The organism is Bacillus sp. M13(2017) (genome assembly GCF_002218325.1).
Lineage (GTDB): Bacteria > Bacillota > Bacilli > Bacillales > Bacillaceae_G > Bacillus_A > Bacillus_A thuringiensis_K.
This window is the reverse complement of the sequence record NZ_KZ268500.1, coordinates 533223-554071: the sequence shown is the minus strand read 5'-3', so window position 1 is coordinate 554071 and position 20849 is coordinate 533223. Positions and strand designations below refer to the sequence as shown.

Sequence of the window (20849 nt, the reverse complement as noted above, 5' to 3'; positions counted from 1 at the left end):
TGTCATACGGAACTTTATTTTTTCTTCGATAACCAATCAGCTACTTTAGCAGCTTGATCAGCTGGAACTATATTGGCAGGCATATTGCCTTTTCCTTTCGAAAGAATTTCTTTAATTTCATCCTTTGAAAGTTTCCCACCAATTTTTTGTAAGTTAGGTCCAACTGCCCCTTGTAACTGATCACCATGGCAGCTCGTACAGCTTTGCTTCACAATATCCTCTGGTTTTGATGCTGTTTGTGCTGGCTTCCCGCCATTTTTTGCATCAGCTAACTCTTTAGATTTATTTAGCCCCTGAAATGAAAATACAAACATAATGATAATACCCAATGCTGCAATAAGAGCGAACGGAATCAGCGGATTACGTTTCATATCTCTTCTCCCCCCTCTATACCCCTAAATAGTTAGATGATTCAGTCATTTATATTGTACTTGAAAACGCTCTATCAGAAAAGAGCAAACTACTACTTGTTAAAAATATTCCATAAATTCAGTTTATTGTTTTTTATTGTCATATCGCTTATTATTTCGATAATTATTAACGTTTCTCATCATATTTTTCGCTTTTCTACATATATTTTTGTATATAATAAACAAAATTAATCGAAAAATCGAAAAATGAGCATTTGCAAATCAAAAGACAATTCTGTAAAATAAATTACAAGAAATTGTAATCGTTGCCCACAGCTAAATTTTAACAAAAATTAACAAAATAAAAAAGTTTACTTCACAAAGGTGAAGTAAACTTAAAAAATAACCTATTCTAAGAAATCCTTAAGACGCTTACTACGGCTTGGATGTCTTAATTTGCGAAGTGCTTTTGCTTCAATTTGACGGATACGCTCTCTCGTTACGCCGAATACTTTCCCAACTTCTTCAAGCGTACGAGTTCGTCCATCATCTAAACCGAAACGAAGACGTAGAACATTTTCTTCACGATCTGTTAGCGTATCTAACACATCTTCTAATTGTTCTTTTAGCAATTCATAGGCTGCATGGTCCGCAGGCGATGTTGCTTCTTGGTCTTCAATAAAGTCACCTAAATGGGAGTCATCTTCTTCACCAATTGGTGTTTCAAGAGAAACTGGCTCCTGTGCAATTTTTAAGATTTCACGTACTTTTTCTGGAGCAAGATCCATTTCCTCACCAATCTCTTCAGGAGACGGTTCGCGACCTAAATCTTGTAATAATTGACGTTGTACACGAATTAACTTATTAATCGTTTCAACCATATGAACTGGAATACGAATTGTTCGCGCTTGGTCTGCAATGGCACGTGTAATAGCTTGGCGAATCCACCAAGTTGCATACGTACTAAATTTGAAACCTTTACGATAATCGAACTTTTCAACAGCTTTAATTAGACCCATATTACCTTCTTGAATTAAGTCTAAGAAAAGCATACCACGGCCTACATAGCGCTTTGCAATACTTACTACAAGACGTAAATTTGCTTCTGCAAGACGACGTTTCGCTTCTTCATCGCCTTCTTCAATACGCGTTGCAAGTCGAATTTCTTCTTCTGCAGATAGTAAGTCTACACGACCAATTTCTTTTAAATACATACGAACAGGATCGTTGATTTTAACCCCAGGTGGTACACTTAAATCATTGAGGTCAAACTCTTCTTCTGTTTTTGAAATTTGGCGATTATTAGGGCCTTCTTCGTTGTCATTATCACCAACTAAGTCAATGCCTTGTTCACCTAAATATTCATAGTATTCATCCATTTGATCGGATTCAATTTCAAATCCATTCATGCGTTCTGCAATCTCTTCATATGTAAGAACGCCACGTTTTTTTCCGAGCTCAGTGAGTTGTTCTTTCACTTGCTCAAGGGTCATTTCAGTTTCAATTTGTTTAGAACGAGCTGGTTTGTCAGCCATCTGTTCCCCTCCTTACGCGAGATACAAACATTCATTATACTAAAAATTTATCAAAAAAGCTATTTTCTCGCTTTTTGATTTTGTAAATATGCTACATAATATTTAGCAGCCTCTACAGGATCTGTTTTTTCCATTTGTTTCACTTTAAAGATGATCTCCATCTTTTCAAGTTTTTCCTGATGCCGTCTAAGCGTCTCCAAATGGCCTTGCAACACTTCTTCAGTGTATTCTGGATTAATAAATTCATCCGTCGAAATATCAGTGATAATATTTTTCAACTTTTCATCAGAGAGCCAACTTAAAAATGTTCCAACTGAAGGTTCATTTCCCTTTTCATAATATGCGTATAGTTCATATAAAATCCCTTTATGTTCTTCTGTATGAAAATCTTCTATATGGGATTCCATACGAACAGCTACTTCTGCACTTTGCAACATATGGTAAATAATTTCTCTTTCCGCTCTTTCAAAACCTGTTAACTTAGGTTTTGTTTGAACGACTTGAGACGGTTTAGCAACCTGCTTTATTTGTTTTTGCTGTACCTTTTGTTCTTTGCGATATTGGTGCAATTGGTTCAAAAGTGTTTCCATTGAATACGAAAATTCTTGCGATAATGACTTCAAATATGACTCTGCCTGCATCGCATCTTGTAACAACGATAACTCTTTTAAAACACTTTTCACATATTCTTCTTTGCCAGACTCATCTTGCAAATTTTTCCCTAAACGCAAATAATTTATTTTAAAACCAACAAAACTCACACTTGATTTCACAAGATTTTCAAAAGCAGTAGTGCCATATTGTTGCACATATTCATCAGGATCAAGCTTATCTGGCAAGGATGTGACTTTCACTTGGCAACCAACTTTTAGCAATAATTGCCCTGCTTTTATCGTCGCTTCTCGCCCTGCTTTATCACCATCATAGCAAAGAACAACAGTTTCAACGTTACGTCGCAGAAGTTTTGCTTGTTCTTCAGTTAAAGCTGTTCCCATTGTCGCAACAGCTTCTTCCACACCACTTTTTACCGCAGCTAGCACATCGGCATATCCTTCAAAAAGAACCACTTGCCCACGCTTTCTAATAAACGGTCTTGCTTGGTGAAAGTTATACAACAATTTACTTTTGTGAAAAATCGGCGTTTCAGGGCTATTTAAATATTTCGGAGTGTCATCTCCTAACGCCCTTCCACTAAATGCTATTACCTTACCTTGTAACGTATAGATCGGGAACATAACTCTTCCGCGGAAGCGATCGTAATGACTACCATCCTTCTCACTTCTTATTAGAAGGCCAGCTTGTTCCATACTAGACAGCGATAAACCTCTTTTTTGTAAAATTTTCGTCGCTGCGTCCCAAGCAGGTGATGCATAACCAATTTCAAACTTCTCAATCATTTCTTTCGTAATACCACGGTTTAATAAATATGAAAGTGCTTCATTTCCCTCTTCCGTATTTACTAATAAATGATGATAATACTTTTTCAACAATTCATGAGCTTGCTGCATGATGACAGTGTCATCAGATATGTCTTCTTGTTGTCCTTGCCCTGATGTGTACTCTGCAACCGCAATTCCATTTCTTTCGCCTAGCTTTTGAACAGCCTCGGTAAAAGCCAGTCCTTCCATTTTCATTAGAAAGGAAAATACATTTCCACCTTCTCCACATCCGAAGCAATGAAAAATTTGCTTATCGGATGAAACAGAGAATGAAGGAGAGTTCTCACCATGAAATGGACAAAGGCCGAAATAGTTACGCCCCTGTTTTCTAAGTTGAACGTATTCACCAATGACTTCTACAATATCGGATGATGTCCGAATTTGTTCAACAACTTCTTCGGGAATTCTGTTCCCCATAACTCCATCTCCGTGTCGTATTTTGTATTCGATATAAATTAAAAAATTCCTTTATAATTCGACAATATTTTTCTAAACTTGTTAGAAAATGTTGCCGATTACATTGTATAAACGATTTTGAACCTTCCTATAGGTCCTTTATATGCATAAATCGCATATACATACTTGCTATATAAAATTGTATACATTTGCTCATCTGTTACAAATGTATCTCTTAGAAACAATACATATAGACCTTTTTACAAGAACAGTAGCAAGCCACATATACTGTTTGACCTTGAGATCTGTAACTTTTCCATGTTGATCCATATAACAATCAACTACATTTTGTTCAGTATCTACAAAGATCCAATTGCCTTGCTATTTTCCAAAAGGATGAGCATATGATGCGACAAACAAAATTCCGACATGAAATTCCGCTCCAACTTGCACAACTTCAGCCTTCACGGGACATACATATACACCAACTGATATGTTGTTGATGTTTTGCATATTTCTGTATTCTACATCCCTTCTGTGAATCCTTCCATAATGTGCGTTTTCTTGTATAGATTTTGTCGATTTAACGTAATTACATGTCTTTTTCGTAAATCCTATCCCTAGTTTATTCTGAAAAATTAAAGTCTAAACGTAAAATATAGGTTTTTATCACAATTTTTTATTATAATATATTTTCTTCAACTACGCTACATATCCCTTTATTTTTTCATCTTACATTTCAGGATGACAAACTCACACCTTGAATATACTAAAAGACAAAGGAGTATAAGTATAACCATTACAATACAATCTATTACAAAATCCATAGGTGTCATATTTCACACGAGCGAAAAAAGCACATTCACCTTTGGTAAATGTGCTAAAACATTTTTTGGTTTTGCACTGCATTCACAATAATATTTGCTGTTTCTTCAATCGCTTTATTCGATACATCGATTACTTGGCAATTTATTTTACTAATTACTTCCTCAAAGTGATCAATTTCTTCTTGAATACGATTAATATTTGCATATGTTGCTCCGTCACTTAATCCAAGTGATTTTAATCGCTCTTTTCGAATATGATTTAACTTATCTGGCGTAATTTTCAAACCGAAACATTTTTCTTTTGCCACTTGATATAGTTCTTCAGGTGGGTCAACTTCTGGCACGAGTGGTACATTCGCAACTTTCAAGCGTTTGTTATGAGCTAAATATTGGGAAAGTGGTGTTTTTGATGTACGCGAAACACCGATCAACACGATATCTGCTTTTAAAATACCTCGTGCATCTCTGCCGTCATCATATTTCACAGCAAACTCAATCGCTTCAATCTTTTTAAAGTATTCTTCATCTAACCTACGGACAACACCTGGCTCATATCTCGGCACTTGCCCCGTAATTTCTTCAATTTGATCAATAAGAGGGCCAATAATATCGTATGCCTCTACCCCTTCTTTTGCAGCCTCTGTTACTAAATACTGGCGCATATCAGGCTTAACTAACGTAAAACATATAAGTGCTTGATTACTCTTAGCAATCGAAATCACTTCTTTTAATGTCCCTGTATCTTCTACATACGGTACACGTCTAATATCAGGAGCAAACGGGAATTGCCCCATTGCTGCTCGAACAACCAAATCAGCCGTTTCCCCTACAGAGTCAGATACGACATATACGATTTTATTATCCATTACATTACCTCACTTTAAACAAATTACACTTATTCGTTATTTACTAAATTTACAAACGCACGTGTAATATTTGTTTTTGTAATTCGCCCAATCACTTCTAAACCTTGTTTCGTATCTTTTACAACTGGCATTGCATCAATCTGTCTTTCTATTAATTCCATCGCAATATCATATAAAGAATCCTCTCTACGACACATCGCAATGTTTGGCATCCTTGTCATGATAATATTAACCGGAAGAGAGGTTAAATCCTGCTTTCCTAAGCTCGCTCTTAATAAATCTTTACGAGACACAACACCAACTAATAGAGTCATCTGATCTACAACGAACAATGTACCAACGTCCTCTAAAAACATCGTACAAATTGCATCGTATACGGAAACATTTTTATCAATTACAACCGGTCTAGATTGATAATCTTGTACTTTAATTTTCTTAACAGCTTCAGATAATAGCTGCCCCCCAGTTTTACCCGTATAAAAATAACCTACGCGTGGACGTGCTTCTAAATAACCAGCCATCGTTAAAATTGCTAAGTCTGGTCTTAGCGTCGCACGTGTTAGACCCAATTGTGCTGCAATTGATTCCCCTGTAATAGGACCGTGATCTTTTACAATCTGAATGATATGTTCTTGCCGTTTATTCAGCTCTATGATAATCACCACCTTTAATGCACAACGAAAAAAGTTATACTATCTCTTAAATATTATATACTAAATATGCTATTCGAAAAAGAAAGTATGTAAAAAGGACCGTATACGGTCCAAAATTATATTTGAAACTTATCAAGTTGTTCTAAAAAACGTCTTGATTTCAAATAAATTCCGCAATATTCATCATAATATGTATTCAATACTAAACGCATTTGTTTTTTTGTGCTATCCTTTACCGATACATTTCCGAGCCTATGTAAATCGAAATGGAAGAAAAGACGTAATAATTTATGAACAGCTTCTCCTACCGGTATACGATATGGGTCTTGCTCTGCATGACGTGAGCACAGAAAACCGCCTTCCCTGACGGAGAAGGCGACAAAGTCTGTTTCTTGATGACAAATCGCACAAGTATCAAAGTACGGGCGCATCCCTAATACTGGAAGCATTTTCGTTTGATAAATTAATGATAATACTTCTGAATCAACACCCTCACACATATAATGCAACGTTTGATATAACATTTCAAATAAGTACGGATTATGTTTTTTATCTTCTGTTGCTTTATCAGTTAACTCAACAATAAATGATGCATAAGCAGTTAAAAATATATCCTCGCGAATTTCTTTCATAGTTGAAATAATCTCGCCTTGTTGCAATGTTCCAAGCCCAGATCCCATTTGAATAAGAAAATGGCCATGTGTCATTAATTGCGACACAGATGCTAATCGGCTTTTCGGTTTTTTTGCTCCTCGTGCCATTGCACTTACCTTACCAAGTTCTCTTGAGAATATTGTAACAATCTTGTTCGTTTCTCCGTAATCTGTCGTACGGATAACGATGCCCTCAACTTTTTGAAACATGTTCGTCACCATCCAAGGTTTGAACAAAACGGGTCAAGAAATTGGAGAGTCTAGATGCGCTAGCTCCTCTTCATGTTGATCCATCTCATCGTTTACGTCTTTTTCCATTTCTTTCAAAAGCAAGTACGTTTCAATGCTTCCTGTTTTGGAGAAAAACTTCCAGGTAAAATCTAGCATAAGAATCCACCTTTCTCAATAAGCGTAGCCTATAAACCAATTTCCTTTGTTGTTATTAAATTGACCCATTTTGTCCATTTTCATGTGAGAAAAATTTTTCCTAATTTATCAAAGTTCATAAAAACCAATAATCAGCGGATGAACCAACCATCCACTGATTACAGCTTGACTCTATTTTAGTACTCATCCTCGCGGAAACCTAGGTCACGAAGCTGAGACATTTTATTACGCCAATCTTTTTGCACTTTTACCCATACTTCTAAAAATACTTTAGAACCAAGTAGCGCTTCAATATCAAAACGAGCTCGTTTACCAACTTCTTTTAACATTTTTCCTTGTTTTCCGATGATGATTCCTTTTTGTGATGCACGTTCAACAACAATCGTTGCATTTATATAAACTGCCCCACCCTCACGCTTTTGAATCGCATCGATAACAACAGCCACAGAATGCGGTACTTCTTCACGTGTTAAATGTAGTACTTTCTCACGAATAAGCTCTGCAATAATAAATCTCTCCGGATGATCCGTTACTTGATTATCTGGATAGTATTGTGGTCCTTCTGGTAAATACTTTTTAATTGTTCCAATTAAAGCGTCCACATTATTACCGTCTAACGCAGAAATTGGTACAATCTCTGCAAACTCATGTAGTTTACGATATTGATCAATTAACTCTAGTAATTGCTCTGGATGAAGTTGGTCAATTTTATTAATTACTAAAAATACTGGTTGTTTCGTTTCTTTTAATTTCTCAATGATGAATTCCTCACCACGACCAAAGCCTTCGACAGCATTAACCATAAACAGAACGATATCAACTTCTTTTAATGTCGTTTGCGCCATCTTCACCATGAAGTCGCCTAGTTTATGTTTAGGTTTATGTATTCCTGGTGTATCAATGAAAATAACTTGTGCATCATTTTCTGTATATACACCTTGAATTTTATTACGAGTCGTTTGTGGCTTATCACTCATAATAGCAATTTTCTGGCCGATAATACGATTTAAAAATGTAGATTTTCCAACATTCGGTCTGCCAATAATAGAGACAAAACCTGATTTATAACCTTTTCTATTCATGTAAATCCTCCGCTAAAAATGCTCCTGGTAACAATTCTCCGACTGTCGTCTCTTGAACGTCACCATGTAAATTTGATAAGTATACTTTCGTATCCTGTTTACATAATTCTACCATAACTTGTCGACATGCTCCACAAGGAGGTACTGGGCGCTTTGTATCTGCTACAACCGCAATGGCTACAAATTCTTTATCTCCTTCAGAAACCGCCTTAAATAAAGCTGTTCTTTCAGCACAATTACATAAGCCATATGATGCATTCTCAACATTACACCCACGATATACTTTTCCACCGCGCGTTAATAATGCTGCACCTACTTGAAATTTAGAATATGGTACGTACGCTTGTTTACGCGCTTCGATTGCTTCTAGAATTAATTGTTTACTATTCATATTCCCGCATCCTTCCTGTTCACAGCTATGAAGAGATACACTCTCTCATTAAAGGCCCTTACGGCACTTCCAAAGCTTAATAAAAGCTTCGGAATGCAACTATACCATATACGGTAAAAAGATAATAGCACCAATTATAACAGCTATAATTGTAAATAATAAAACCGCTCCTGCCGCAACATCCTTTGCAATTTTTGCAAACGGATGAATATCGGCAGTCGCTAAATCTACCGTTTTTTCCACAGCCGTATTTACCATCTCTAAACTCATTACAATCCCTATTACAATAAGTAATATCATCCACTCTATTTTCGTAATATGGAAATAAAAGCCGCAGCATATAACAATGACTGCGGCTAAATAATGGATTTTCATATTTCGTTCATGACGAAAACAAAAGAATATACCAGCTATAGCATATCCAAAACTATCTATAAGTTTTCCTTTTTTCATCTTCCTAATCCAAAAGCTTCTAAAATTTCTTTTTGTCTTCCGAACATTTCTTTTTCATCTTCTTCCGTCATGTGATCATAACCAAGTAAATGTAAAAAGCCATGTAACGCCAAAAATCCAAGTTCACGATCGAAAGAATGTCCGTACTCTTCAGCTTGCTCTTTCGCCCTTGGAATAGAGATAATAAGATCACCTAACATGCGCGGCATCTCTGCACCAACGATCTCCATTTCTCCTTCTCCCATCTCTTCCATGGCAAAAGATATTACATCTGTAGGTTGATCTTTATCTCGGTAATCACGATTAATTTCTCTAATGCGCTCATTATCTACAAATGTTACCGATACCTCCACGCCATCCTCGATATTTTCCATTTGAGCTGCTTTTTCTAACACTTCACGAATTAAACTCATATACGCTTCTTTTACTTCTTCTGTTTCATCAATAAAATCAATTAACAAACTCATTCTTTCTCCTTTTCTTCCGGAAGTTCCGGATATGTAATACGCGAATGGAAAATACCATTTAACGTTTCACACAACGTTTTCCCAACGATTTGTAGTTCTTTAAACGTCAAATCACATTCACTAAATTGACCGTCTTGCAATCGATCTTTAATAATACTTTGCACTAAATTATTAATTTGTTCTGGCGTTGGGTGATTCATAGAACGTACCGCAGCTTCTACACTATCAGCAATACCAACAATTGCCGATTCTTTCGAAGTTGCTTTTGAACCTGGATAACGGAACATCTCTTCTGTATATTTTTCTTTATCTTCTTTAATTGCTTTATAATAAAAATATTTCAGTAACGTTGTACCGTGATGTTGCCCAGCGATATCAATAATTTCTTGTGGAATATGATATTCTTCGAGCATTCTTACTCCATCCGTTACGTGAGCAATTATAATATCTTTACTCGTTACAGGATCTAATTTATCATGCGGGTTTTCAATTCCCATTTGGTTTTCAATAAAGAATTGCGGTTGTACTGTTTTTCCTACATCATGATAATATGCACCTACACGTGCTAATACACCATTTGCCCCGACTGCTTCACACGCAGCCTCAGAAAGATTCGCTACCATTACACTATGATGATATGTCCCTGGCGCTTCTAACAAAATTCTACGTAAAAGCGGATGATTTGGACTTGATAGTTCCATAAGCTTCATACTTGATACGATTCCAAGTCCACTTTCTAAATATGGTAAAATCCCCATAGCCAAAACGGACGATATAATCCCTGAAAGTGAAGCCATTAATAATTGCGTACCAATTTCAAGAGGCGAAAAATTCCCATTACGTAATAATAAGAGCGCCGCCAATACGACTACATTTAATACAGAAACGAGTATACCAGCTTGTAAGATCATTGTACGACGATTTTTTTCTCGCAAGAAAATACTAACCGATAATGAACTTAACAATACGTAAATCCCTACACTATAATTTAACGTACTCGTTACTCCTTCATTAAACATAATACTTCCGCATACAGAAAAAATCATACTCGTTAAAAAGACAAATCGATCACCAATCATTAGTTTTACAAGTAATGTTCCCATCGCAACTGGGACAACATATGCAATCCCTGCGTATTCAAGTTTTTGAAACAAACTAATGATTTTCATTAAGACGATTGTGATAGACAAAATTGTAATATACGCTAAAACATACGGTCTATCTTCTCTTTTTCTCTTTAAAAACAATTCAAATTGTTTATGCATAAAGTATAGTAACACACTAATGAGTACCGCTAATCCAACATAAGGTTGAAAGCCATTCCCTTTTTCTAACAAACCAACTAATTTCAACTGATTATACACATCACTTGAAATTGTTTCACCTTCTCTAACAAGAACTTGTCCTTGAAGAATATAAACAGGTGGAACTAAATCTTCCTCTGCTTTTCTCTTCTCTTTCGTTAAGATCGGGTCATAAAAATAGTTCGCTGAAATTGCATATCTTCCTAGCGCCTTAATTGACTCTTTTAAACCATTATCAACATTAACACTATTCATCTCACTTACATATCGTTCTTTCGCATCTTTCAATTCGTCCATTTTAATATGCTCAGTCATGATACTATTAATCGCTGTGACCGCAGCATCTTTCGCTAATACTAATTGGCCCGAATCTGCATTAATCAAATTTAGTAAGTTTGAATCAGATAATTCTTTCGTTAAGTCAGCAGGTAGTTTCTTTTTTAACTTATCCACTTTCTCAGCATCAGTAATCTTTTTTTGATCATCCGGTCCAACAGCTTTAATCTCTTGCACCACTTCATCCACTTTAGCGAAGACGTCATTCACAATATCAACTTTATTTTGTTTATACTCACTTTTATATGTATATTGATCTTCAACTTTTGTAGCGGCTTCTTTTTTCTTTTTATCCGTTGTAACTTTATCTTCAATTTTTATAGGAGAATGGATTGTCTTTTTCGCAATAGAATACATGTTAACATCTAATTGCTCTGGTTTTACATTATTCATAAGCGCAAAAAACAGCACTGCTCCTAATACAACGTAAGAAATCCAACTTAGTTTTTTCGAATGTTGTAAATTACGAAACCACTTAGAAATTTCTTGAGATCTTGACATGATTTCAATACTTCTCCTCTCCAGAAATAAAGTGAAACTATTTATAGCTTTCATTTCTTCTACCCAACGATACTTTGAGGCAACATTTTATACACCAGTACCTATAGTTTATTTTCCTTATCTTTCATGATAGTAAAAAATATGACGTTCGCCAACCTTATCATACAAAAAGAAATGATCCTGACAAATAGGATCATTCCATTTTATCATATGCCTCAATAATACGTTGCACCAATGGATGTCTCACAACGTCTGTTTGTTCTAATGTAATAAATGACAGACCTGATACACCAGATAAAATATTAGAGGCTATAGATAGCCCTGATTTTACCCCTTTTGGCAAGTCTACTTGTGAAGGATCCCCTGTAATAACCATTTTAGAACTAAAACCTAATCTCGTTAAAAACATTTTTATTTGAGCACCCGTTGTATTTTGAGCCTCATCTAAAATAACAAATGAATCATCAAGCGTACGTCCCCTCATATAAGCAAGTGGCGCGATTTCAATTACTCCTCGCTCCATCATACGCTGCGTATATTCTTGTCCAAGAATATCATGTAAGGCATCATATAATGGACGTAAGTATGGATCAACCTTCTCTTTCAGATCCCCTGGTAAAAAACCTAAGTTTTCTCCAGCTTCTACAGCAGGTCTTGTTAAAATAATTTTCTTTACATATCCTTGTTTTAAAGCCCTCACAGCCATTACTACAGCTAAGTATGTTTTTCCAGTTCCTGCTGGCCCTATTCCAAAGACAATATCATTCTTCTTCATCGCATGAATATATCGTCTTTGCCCCATTGTTTTTACACGAATGGATTTACCTTTTGCAGTCTTGAAAATTTCTTCTTCATATAACTCTTCAAATTGAGCAATTTTCCCTTGTTGTGCGAGCTGAATTGCATACGCAACATCTCTCTCCGAAATTGATATACTTTTACGAATTACAACAAGTAATTGCTGTAAGATTTTTTCTACGAGTGTTACCGTTTCAACTGCCCCAGATACATGAACAGTTTCTCCTCTAGTTACGATCGATACATTGAGTTCTCGTTCAATTACTTTTAAATGCGCATCATTGACTCCAAAAAGAGCGATTGCTTCGTTAGTATTTTCCAATTGTTGGTTCATTTCTACTAATTGTTCTGCCATTACTCAGTCTCCTTGAATATCGGATTCAGATATTGGTTGTGGCTCTGCAATATTTTCAACTACAGTATAATGCAATGTGACCTTTAGTTGATCCGCCTCAACCTCTTTACTCAAAATCTTATCACTTACAATCATAGCATGTTCATCCAATTTTTTCTTTAGTTCTTTTTCGGCCATCTCTTTCGCTACTTTTAACGCTTGCTTTTCTGTATATTCTCGATTCGCTTCTTCCTCTTCTCTCACAACATCTTTTTCATATGCAATCGGCAGTGTAAAACCAAATAATTTCACATCGTGCTTTACACTTTCAGTACGAGAGCGTTTATACTTATCATGTTGAAATCCCCATATTTTTATTTTCGTATCCCCAAATTTAAGAAAATGTTCATTGTATACATTACCAGTATACACTTGAAATTGCGTCTTTAACGGGACATTCACTTTAGAGGTATACCACGTTTCGCCATACACAATACCTTTCGCTGAAACAATTGTCGGGCTTTCCTCATTACCATATATTCCAGATACGAGAATCTGCCCTTTTTCCACATGATCATTTTTCAGTACAACCGGTTTTCCAACTTCTACAAACGTTTTTGTAATAATCGCTTCTTTTTTTGCTACTAAATTTTGTGGCCTTTGTTCCTTTTCTTTTTTCGGTTCGTTTTTTTCAACAATTTTAAAATGATACGTCGTTCCTCTTACTTCTAGTCCCGCCCAAGTAATGGCATTAATATTATCTGTCAAATGGCGTTGTACATCCTCTACATTCGGCATTTGAAACTGTAGTTTCCCTTTTTTAATACCCATTTTATCCAATTCTTTCATTAATATATATTCTGTTTCAGGTTTTGCTCCTGTAATTTCAATTTTCCAAACCATATTTGACATTGCAATCACACCAAAAAAGAAAATTAAAAACCCAATTAAAAATCCACTATTTTTAATTAAACGCTTATTCCAAAAAGGAAAACCATAACGTCCAATAAAATATAATTTACATTCATTTTTTCTATAAATTGGTTTTATTTTTTTCACATCGCGTAACAATATACAAAAAACTAACGTTTCATCAGCTATCTTCTTAACATCCCAAACTAATAAATTCCTCCGTACACATTCATTAACAAACCGTTCTGCCCCTCTACCTTCAATTCGCACTTTTACATACCCAAGCCACTTTATAAACCATTTATTTTTCATTTACCACCTTCACTACCTTTCTAAAAGTAGGTATACGACTTTTTATTTGAAGCATTAAAATAGCTCGTACTAAAATGAAACAGAGTAAAACTGTAATCAGTCTCTATCAACGGAACTTTTACAGGATAAAGAAGAAAAACTTCACAAATGGAAGTTTCACTTCAATCACCTTTTTTTTCATTTTCTAAAAATGTTACTTGCTCAATTATACCTTCGAGTAAAAGCTCTTCTGGAAGAATCGTTTTAATAACAAAGGATTGTCCTTTAATTAATAATTGACCATTTTTTAAAAGTAATCGCACTTCTTTATCTGAAAACACTAATAACCCCCGATGATTTTCTATATAAATATGTATTTGCCCAACAAGAGTAATCCGAGGCAGATCCATTAATACATCCACTGGTAGATCTACTTGTTTTGTTAACCAATTTTTCATTTGTTCTAATTTCTTCATCTCGAAAGACCCCCTCCTCATCCCATATATATATGTATTTCTTCACAAGTGCCTATCGTGTTATAACGACTTCACTAACATAACTATATTCTGTAAGAGTTCATATCATGTTAATTAAAACAGTCGCTATATGAAATCATATTTGTCAGGACAATGATGGATCAGAGGATATTACCTTTAATAATAGAAGTATTAATACAAGAATATGCGCCCCTACAGGATATCAGTACAAGTTACATTAAGAAATTGAGCCTAGCGAGAAGTTGGAAACTTGAAAAAACCTGTTACAATTCGTTCTGGACGTGACATACTGACCATAGAATAAGTAGTTGTCATTTATTGGACAAATGAGATAAAGTGAAACTTTAATCAACCCTCACCAATCGGGTTGCCTGTTAATGCGGGATAAAATTCAAAAAAGAAAATTTCCCCGCTCTGAATGTTACGTTGTAAGTAAGAATATTTTATAGATGGTTGTTATATGAATTTCAAAAAATATTAGGGTTCATTAAAAGATGAATTAATAAATGAGGAAATACGAAAGTAAATTGGCTTTGGTCAAGAAATTTTGAATGCTATAAAACAAGTTATCGACAGTCATATCCGGCCATTTTATGCAACTGATGCAAAATCTAATATAGTTAGAATCTCTTTTGTTACCTTCGAGGATTATGCTGAAGAGCACGCTATAAAACTTCAATCTGAGTTTCAGAAGGCTCGGTACTTAGCTTTTATTTGCGAAAGAAGTTTTAGTCAAGGAAGTAAGAACAGGTGTAGAATCAGAATTATACAAGGAAATAATAAATTGAAACTTTAACTAGAGGGGTTTCTATCACTTACAGAAACGCTTTTTAAGCAATATAGCGTTTCTCCTTAATAAGAACAATAAAAAAACGTCTCATACGAAATGAGACGTTTTTTTATGCTAATAGCTGGATAACCAGCTTATTCACAAGTGATCCGTCTGTTTTACCTTTTACTTTCGGCATAACAGCAGTCATCACCTTACCCATATCTGCTTTAGAAGTCGCACCAACTTCAGAAATAACTTGCTTGATTACATCAACTAGTTCTTCTTCAGTTAATTGCTCTGGCAAATATGCGCTTAAAATCTGAATTTCACTTTGCAGTTTATTAACAAGGTCTTCACGACCAGCTTTTTTAAATTCAAGGAGGGAGTCCTTATACTGTTTTACTTCACGAGCTAAAACTGTTATTTCCTCTTCTTCAGTAAGAGTATGTTGCAGTTTAATACCTTCATTTTGTAAAGCAGCCTTAACCATACGAATAACGGTTAATTTTTCTTTTTGTTTATTCTTCATCGCTTGTTTCATATCATCGTTTAAACGACCGAGAAGACTCATAACTTACACCCTCTCTTAGAATTTACGCTTTCTTGCCGCTTCAGATTTCTTCTTACGTTTTACACTTGGTTTTTCATAAAACTCGCGCTTTCTTGCTTCAGCAAGTGTACCAGTTTTAGAAACCGATCTTTTAAAACGGCGAAGTGCATCCTCCAAAGACTCGTTTTTACGAACGACTGTTTTTGACATTCTCTTTCCCTCCCTCCGAAACATCACACTTACATACTAACTTCAGCATGCAAAAAGAAACACTTCTTCAGCATGTCTTTTACGATTATAATACATTTTATCACTTCAGGTCAACTATTTGGCAGAATAAAAGAAGAATAGAAGCATTTCCTTTTCAAAAGTTATGGCAAATAGCTAGTATCCTTCACTGATGAAGACAACTATATTTTTATCATTTCATCTTTTTTCATACAGGGATGCATGAAACGCCTCCACGCCCTCTAGTACTTAACCGATTCAAATAAAGAAAGCATGCAAACCGTTTCCGGTTGCACGCTCTTTTTATGCACTAGCTGATTCTTTTTTTACATCATCTTCAAGAACACGAACAAATTGCGCTTCGTTATATGGATAACCAGCTTTCGTAATTTTCACTTTCACTAGCTTACCAATTAATTTTTCTGATCCTTCAAATACAATTTTCAAGTAGTTATCTGTATAACCTACATATAACCCTTCACGGTCGCCCTCTTTAAATTGCTCTTCCGGAATGATTTCAAGCACTTCACCTTCAAACCCTGATGCGTACTCTTTCGCTAATTGATTAGATAGCTCAATTAAACGATGAACACGATCGTTCTTCACATCTTCAGGAACTTGATCTTCCATGCGTGCTGCAGGTGTTCCTGTACGTTTTGAGTAAGGGAACACATGTAACTCAGAGAAGCGGTTCTCTTTAATGAAATTGTATGTTTCCATGAATTCTTCTTCTGTTTCACCTGGGAAACCAACGATTACATCAGATGTAATCGCAAGGCCTGGTAACGCTTCTTTCAAACGATCTAAACGCTCTTGGAAGAACTCCATCGTATATTTACGACGCATACGTTTTAATACAGTATTAGAACCAGATTGCAACGGAATATGCAAGTGGCGTACAACTACTTCAGATTTATCTAACACTTCAATTACTTCATCTGAAATTTGACTCGCTTCAATAGAAGAAATACGAAGACGTTTTAATCCGCCTACTTCCGCTTCCATATCACGAAGTAATCCAGCTAAGTTATAATCTTTTATGTCTTCGCCATATCCACCTGTATGAATACCCGTTAATACGATTTCTTTATAGCCTGCATCCACTAATTGTTGTGCTTGTTTAATAACTTCTTTTCCATCACGAGAACGCATTAAACCACGCGCCCAAGGAATGATACAGAATGTACAGAAGTTATTGCAACCCTCTTGTATTTTTAAAGACGCACGTGTACGATCCGTGAAATAAGGTACATCAAGTTCTTCGTACACGCGTGTTTTCATAATATTGCGGACAGCATTAATTGGTTGACGCTCTTTACGAAATTCTTCGATGTAACCTAACATCTTTTCACGATCCTGTGTACCAACTACAATATCCACACCTGGGATTGCCATAATTTCCGCTGGAGATGTTTGTGCGTAACATCCCGTTACACAAATAACTGCATCTGGATTTTGACGCACAGCACGTCTAATTACTTGACGACTTTTTTTGTCCCCAGTATCCGTTACTGTACATGTGTTAATAACATATACATCAGCTTTCTTTTCATATTCTGTTCTTTCATAACCACCTTGTTTAAACAATTGCCAAATGGCTTCTGTTTCATAGTGGTTTACTTTACAACCTAACGTATGGAACGCAACAGTTGACATTGATCATCACCCCATCAATTCAAAATGATACGAAGCAGCACTTAACGCGTATAATGGCGCCGTTTCTGTTCTTAAAATTCTTGGTCCTAAACTACATGGTACAAATTTATGTTCACGAAGCGCTGTAATCTCTTCCTCAGCTAAACCGCCTTCTGGGCCAAATACAATCAATAGCTTTTGACCTGGTTTCATTGTCGTTAAAGCTTTCGCAAAATTAGATTTCTCGCCTTGTTTTGCTTCCTCTTCGTAAGCAACAAGACAAACATCATACTCACCACTCATTGAAAGCAATTGCTTAAATGATGCCGGAGCATGTACTTCTGGAATTTCACTTCTATGTGATTGTTCCGCAGCTTCTTTCACAATTTTTCTTAAACGCTCAACTTTTTTATCAGCTTTTTTCGCATCCCATTTTACGATAGAGCGAGATGCTTGAAATGGTAAGAATGCAGCTGCCCCAAGCTCAGTTCCTTTTTGAAAAATTAACTCTAGCTTGTCTCCTTTTGGCAGTCCACTTGCAATCGTCACGAAAACAGGAAGTTCACTTGACGCCTCTACCCATTCTACAATAGTCGTATTAATAAATTCACTGGTAATTTCATCAATTGAACATACTGCTGTTTTTCCGTTTACACAGCAATAAATATGATCTCCAGCTGACATACGCATCACTCTTGCGATATGATGTACGTCATCACCTACAATGCGAATACTTGTCTCATTTACATATTTCTCTTCTACAAAATAACGTTGCATATAATCACCTTAGTAGAGTTTCGTTCCTTTCGTAAGTCAACACTTACGAAAAGAACGAAACGTTATCATTTTTCATATAACAAACGGCAAGTCCCTCACCTTATAGTGAGAGACTCCCCTTTTCATTATAGACTAAAATCTATATTACGCATTTCGTGCAATAATTGCTACCCAATCTTCCATTCGTAACACTTCTTCAATTGTAAATCCAGCTTTTTCTAGCGCCTCAGAAATTACTTTTTCCTTCGTAGCAATAATGCCCGATGTAATAAATAATCCACCTGATTTCACAACTCTTGCTGCATCTTCAGGGAATAATAGAATGATTTCTGCTAATAAGTTAGCTACGATTAAATCAACAGGACCTTCAATACCTTCTAAAAGACTATTTTGTCCAACAGACACGATATCATCTGTTTTATTTAAACGTACATTCATTTCTGCACTTTCAACCGCAACCGGATCTAAATCATATGCTTGAACAGAAGACGCACCTAATTTTGCCGCTGCAATACTAAGTACACCAGAACCTGTTCCTACATCAATAATAGTGTCACCTGGCTGTACTGTTTTTTCTAAAGCACGTATACACATCGTTGTTGTTGGATGAGTTCCTGTACCAAACGCCATACCCGGGTCTAATTCAATGATTTTTTCATCAGGAGAAGATGGTGTATATTCTTCCCAAGTCGGTACGATTGTGAATGTATCAGAAATTTGTACTGGATGGTAATATTTTTTCCAAGCAGTAGCCCAATCTTCTTCATTGACTTCGTTAACGGTAATATTTCCAGTACCAATTTCGATGTCGTAAGATGGAAGCACATCAATAGATGATTTTACACCTGCAATCGTTTCATGTAAAGAATCGGTTTGCGGGAAATATGCTTTTATTAATACACCTTCCGCTGGATATTCATCGGGATTCAATGCATAAATTTCACCATATTGTTGCTCGCGCTCTTTCGTTAACTCCGCTGGGTCCTCAATCGCAACTCCGCTAGCACCAGCTTCGTGTAAAATATGAGAGACAGCTTCTACTGCTTCTTCTGTTGTATGAATACTAATTTCTGACCATTTCACAATTTACCAACTCCATTTTTTATTTCCATTATTCCCCTTTGAAAGCACGTTTAAGCTTTCCGAATAAACTATCATCCTGCTCTTCTTGTCCTGCAAATTCACGTAATAAATCTTTTTGCTGTGAAGTCAATTTCGTTGGTACAACAACACGAACGACTACATATTGATCTCCTTGGCCGTATCCACGTACGTTCGGAGCACCTTTTCCTTTTAAGCGGAATTCAGTTCCAGTTTGTGTTCCTGCTGGAATTTTCAGCTTCACTTTACCATGAACAGTAGGAACTTCCACTTCATCACCAAGCGCCATTTGCGCAAATGTTAATGGCATTTCGCAAATAATGTGATCTCCTTCACGCTCGAAGAATTCATGATTTCTTACATGAACGACAACATATAAGTCTCCTGCTGGTCCGCCATTTACGCCGGCTTCACCTTTTCCAGACACACGAATTTGTTGACCATTATCAATACCCGCTGGAATTTTAACATTAATTTTTTTACGTTTACGAACTTTACCTGAACCGTGACATGTCGTACATTTTTCTTTAATAATTTGTCCAGTTCCTGAACAATGACCACAAGCTTGACGGTTTACGATACGACCAAATGGTGTGTTTTGTTCAACACTCACTTGACCAGAACCTGAACAATGTTTACATGTTTCTTTTGAAGTTCCTGGTTTTGCTCCACTACCTTTACAAGTATCACATGGATCTTCTACTGGAATTTCCACATTTAATTCCTTACCAAAAATAGCTTCTTCAAAATCTAAAGTGACTTGATATTGTAAGTCAGCACCTTGGCGCGGAGCATTTGGATCACGACGTCTGCCGCCGCCACCGCCAAAGAAAGAACTAAATATATCTTCAAAACCGAAGCCACCGCCGAAGTCTCCTCCGCCGCCAAATCCACCGAATCCTTGATTTGCACCAGCATGACCAAATTGATCGTACTGCGCACGCTTTTGATCATCACTTAACACTTCGTATGCTTCTTGTACTTCTTTAAACTTTTCAATTGCATTTTCTTCTTTACTTACGTCTGGATGGTATTTTTTAGCCAAACGACGATACGCTTTTTTAATTTCATCTGTTGAAGCGCCCTTGCTAAGTCCAAGGACCTCATAATAGTCTCGTTTACTCATAAATTTACAACCCCCGAATCTTTCACATAAACGTAATTTTAACACCGAAAGAAAGTGCTTTGCAACAAAGTTTCCTCACTTACAGTATGCAAAGCGAAAACTTAAGATCCTCACACATCGCTTCTCATTCGTGAAAAAAGCCAAAGTCAAGGCACGCTTGACTTTGACTTTTTGTCATCTTACTTATT

The 20849-nt window shown here is 36.0% G+C and carries 21 protein-coding genes; all 21 read right to left on the bottom strand.

Annotation, left to right across the window (positions count from 1 at the left end; genetic code table 11):
• Nucleotides 1-14: 14 nt before the first annotated feature.
• The 21 genes from cccA to dnaJ all read right to left on the bottom strand — a co-directional run bounded on the left by cccA (nt 15) and on the right by dnaJ (nt 20661).
• Nucleotides 15-371, bottom strand: a complete 357-nt coding sequence (gene cccA / locus CGQ22_RS03160) for a cytochrome c550 (protein WP_089148282.1) — start codon at nt 369-371, stop codon at nt 15-17.
• Nucleotides 372-757: 386 nt separating this feature from the next.
• On the bottom strand, nt 758-1885 hold the full coding sequence (gene rpoD, locus CGQ22_RS03155) for an RNA polymerase sigma factor RpoD (protein ID WP_000764065.1): 1128 nt from the start codon (nt 1883-1885) through the stop codon (nt 758-760).
• A gap of 59 nt (nt 1886-1944) precedes the next feature.
• On the bottom strand, nt 1945-3741 hold the full coding sequence (gene dnaG, locus CGQ22_RS03150) for a DNA primase (RefSeq protein ID WP_000528220.1): 1797 nt from the start codon (nt 3739-3741) through the stop codon (nt 1945-1947).
• 859 nt (nt 3742-4600) lie between these two features.
• Nucleotides 4601-5413, bottom strand: a complete 813-nt coding sequence (locus CGQ22_RS03135; protein WP_000368944.1) for a pyruvate, water dikinase regulatory protein — start codon at nt 5411-5413, stop codon at nt 4601-4603.
• 29 nt (nt 5414-5442) lie between these two features.
• Nucleotides 5443-6075 carry a transcriptional regulator CcpN gene (ccpN, locus tag CGQ22_RS03130; protein ID WP_000583756.1) on the bottom strand — a complete coding sequence of 211 codons (633 nt, stop codon included), beginning with the start codon at nt 6073-6075 and terminating at the stop codon, nt 5443-5445.
• 107 nt (nt 6076-6182) lie between these two features.
• Nucleotides 6183-6929 carry a DNA repair protein RecO gene (gene recO / locus CGQ22_RS03125; RefSeq protein ID WP_000487011.1) on the bottom strand — a complete coding sequence of 249 codons (747 nt, stop codon included), beginning with the start codon at nt 6927-6929 and terminating at the stop codon, nt 6183-6185.
• A 33-nt stretch (nt 6930-6962) separates the two neighbouring features.
• Nucleotides 6963-7106 (bottom strand): YqzL family protein, encoded by a 144-nt coding sequence (locus CGQ22_RS03120; RefSeq protein ID WP_000883924.1) that lies wholly within the window; start codon nt 7104-7106, stop codon nt 6963-6965.
• Nucleotides 7107-7282: 176 nt separating this feature from the next.
• Nucleotides 7283-8188, bottom strand: coding sequence for a GTPase Era (era, locus tag CGQ22_RS03115; RefSeq protein WP_001080229.1), 906 nt, complete (start codon nt 8186-8188; stop codon nt 7283-7285).
• Nucleotides 8181-8579: a cytidine deaminase gene (locus CGQ22_RS03110; RefSeq protein ID WP_001086285.1), complete on the bottom strand. Its 399-nt coding sequence runs from the start codon at nt 8577-8579 to the stop codon at nt 8181-8183. Before CGQ22_RS03110 ends, era begins: the two co-directional genes overlap by 8 nt.
• A 99-nt stretch (nt 8580-8678) precedes the next feature.
• Nucleotides 8679-9032 (bottom strand): diacylglycerol kinase family protein, encoded by a 354-nt coding sequence (locus CGQ22_RS03105; protein ID WP_000715462.1) that lies wholly within the window; start codon nt 9030-9032, stop codon nt 8679-8681.
• A complete protein-coding gene (ybeY, locus tag CGQ22_RS03100) occupies nt 9029-9499 on the bottom strand; it encodes an rRNA maturation RNase YbeY (RefSeq protein ID WP_000054682.1) in 471 nt (156 codons plus the stop codon). Before ybeY ends, CGQ22_RS03105 begins: the two co-directional genes overlap by 4 nt.
• On the bottom strand, nt 9496-11640 hold the full coding sequence (locus tag CGQ22_RS03095) for an HD family phosphohydrolase (RefSeq protein WP_000091508.1): 2145 nt from the start codon (nt 11638-11640) through the stop codon (nt 9496-9498). Before CGQ22_RS03095 ends, ybeY begins: the two co-directional genes overlap by 4 nt.
• Nucleotides 11641-11833: 193 nt before the next feature.
• A complete protein-coding gene (locus CGQ22_RS03090) occupies nt 11834-12793 on the bottom strand; it encodes a PhoH family protein (RefSeq protein WP_000840521.1) in 960 nt (319 codons plus the stop codon).
• Between the two features lie 3 nt (nt 12794-12796).
• Nucleotides 12797-13996, bottom strand: coding sequence for a sporulation protein YqfD (gene yqfD / locus CGQ22_RS03085; RefSeq protein ID WP_000792494.1), 1200 nt, complete (start codon nt 13994-13996; stop codon nt 12797-12799).
• Between the two features lie 161 nt (nt 13997-14157).
• Nucleotides 14158-14451, bottom strand: coding sequence for a sporulation protein YqfC (yqfC, locus tag CGQ22_RS03080; protein WP_089148281.1), 294 nt, complete (start codon nt 14449-14451; stop codon nt 14158-14160).
• A 920-nt stretch (nt 14452-15371) separates the two neighbouring features.
• Entirely contained in the window at nt 15372-15815 is a 444-nt protein-coding gene (locus CGQ22_RS03070) for a GatB/YqeY domain-containing protein (RefSeq protein ID WP_000054562.1), read from the bottom strand.
• A gap of 15 nt (nt 15816-15830) precedes the next feature.
• Nucleotides 15831-16004, bottom strand: a complete 174-nt coding sequence (rpsU, locus tag CGQ22_RS03065; protein ID WP_000048061.1) for a 30S ribosomal protein S21 — start codon at nt 16002-16004, stop codon at nt 15831-15833.
• Nucleotides 16005-16325: 321 nt separating this feature from the next.
• Complete coding sequence (mtaB, locus tag CGQ22_RS03055; protein WP_089148280.1) at nt 16326-17678, bottom strand: tRNA (N(6)-L-threonylcarbamoyladenosine(37)-C(2))-methylthiotransferase MtaB; 1353 nt, start codon at nt 17676-17678, stop codon at nt 16326-16328.
• 6 nt (nt 17679-17684) lie between these two features.
• Nucleotides 17685-18434, bottom strand: a complete 750-nt coding sequence (locus CGQ22_RS03050; protein ID WP_001190164.1) for a 16S rRNA (uracil(1498)-N(3))-methyltransferase — start codon at nt 18432-18434, stop codon at nt 17685-17687.
• Nucleotides 18435-18578: 144 nt separating this feature from the next.
• Nucleotides 18579-19517: a 50S ribosomal protein L11 methyltransferase gene (prmA, locus tag CGQ22_RS03045; RefSeq protein ID WP_000872104.1), complete on the bottom strand. Its 939-nt coding sequence runs from the start codon at nt 19515-19517 to the stop codon at nt 18579-18581.
• 28 nt (nt 19518-19545) lie between these two features.
• Complete coding sequence (gene dnaJ, locus CGQ22_RS03040; RefSeq protein WP_000043947.1) at nt 19546-20661, bottom strand: chaperone protein DnaJ; 1116 nt, start codon at nt 20659-20661, stop codon at nt 19546-19548.
• Nucleotides 20662-20849: the final 188 nt, after the last annotated feature.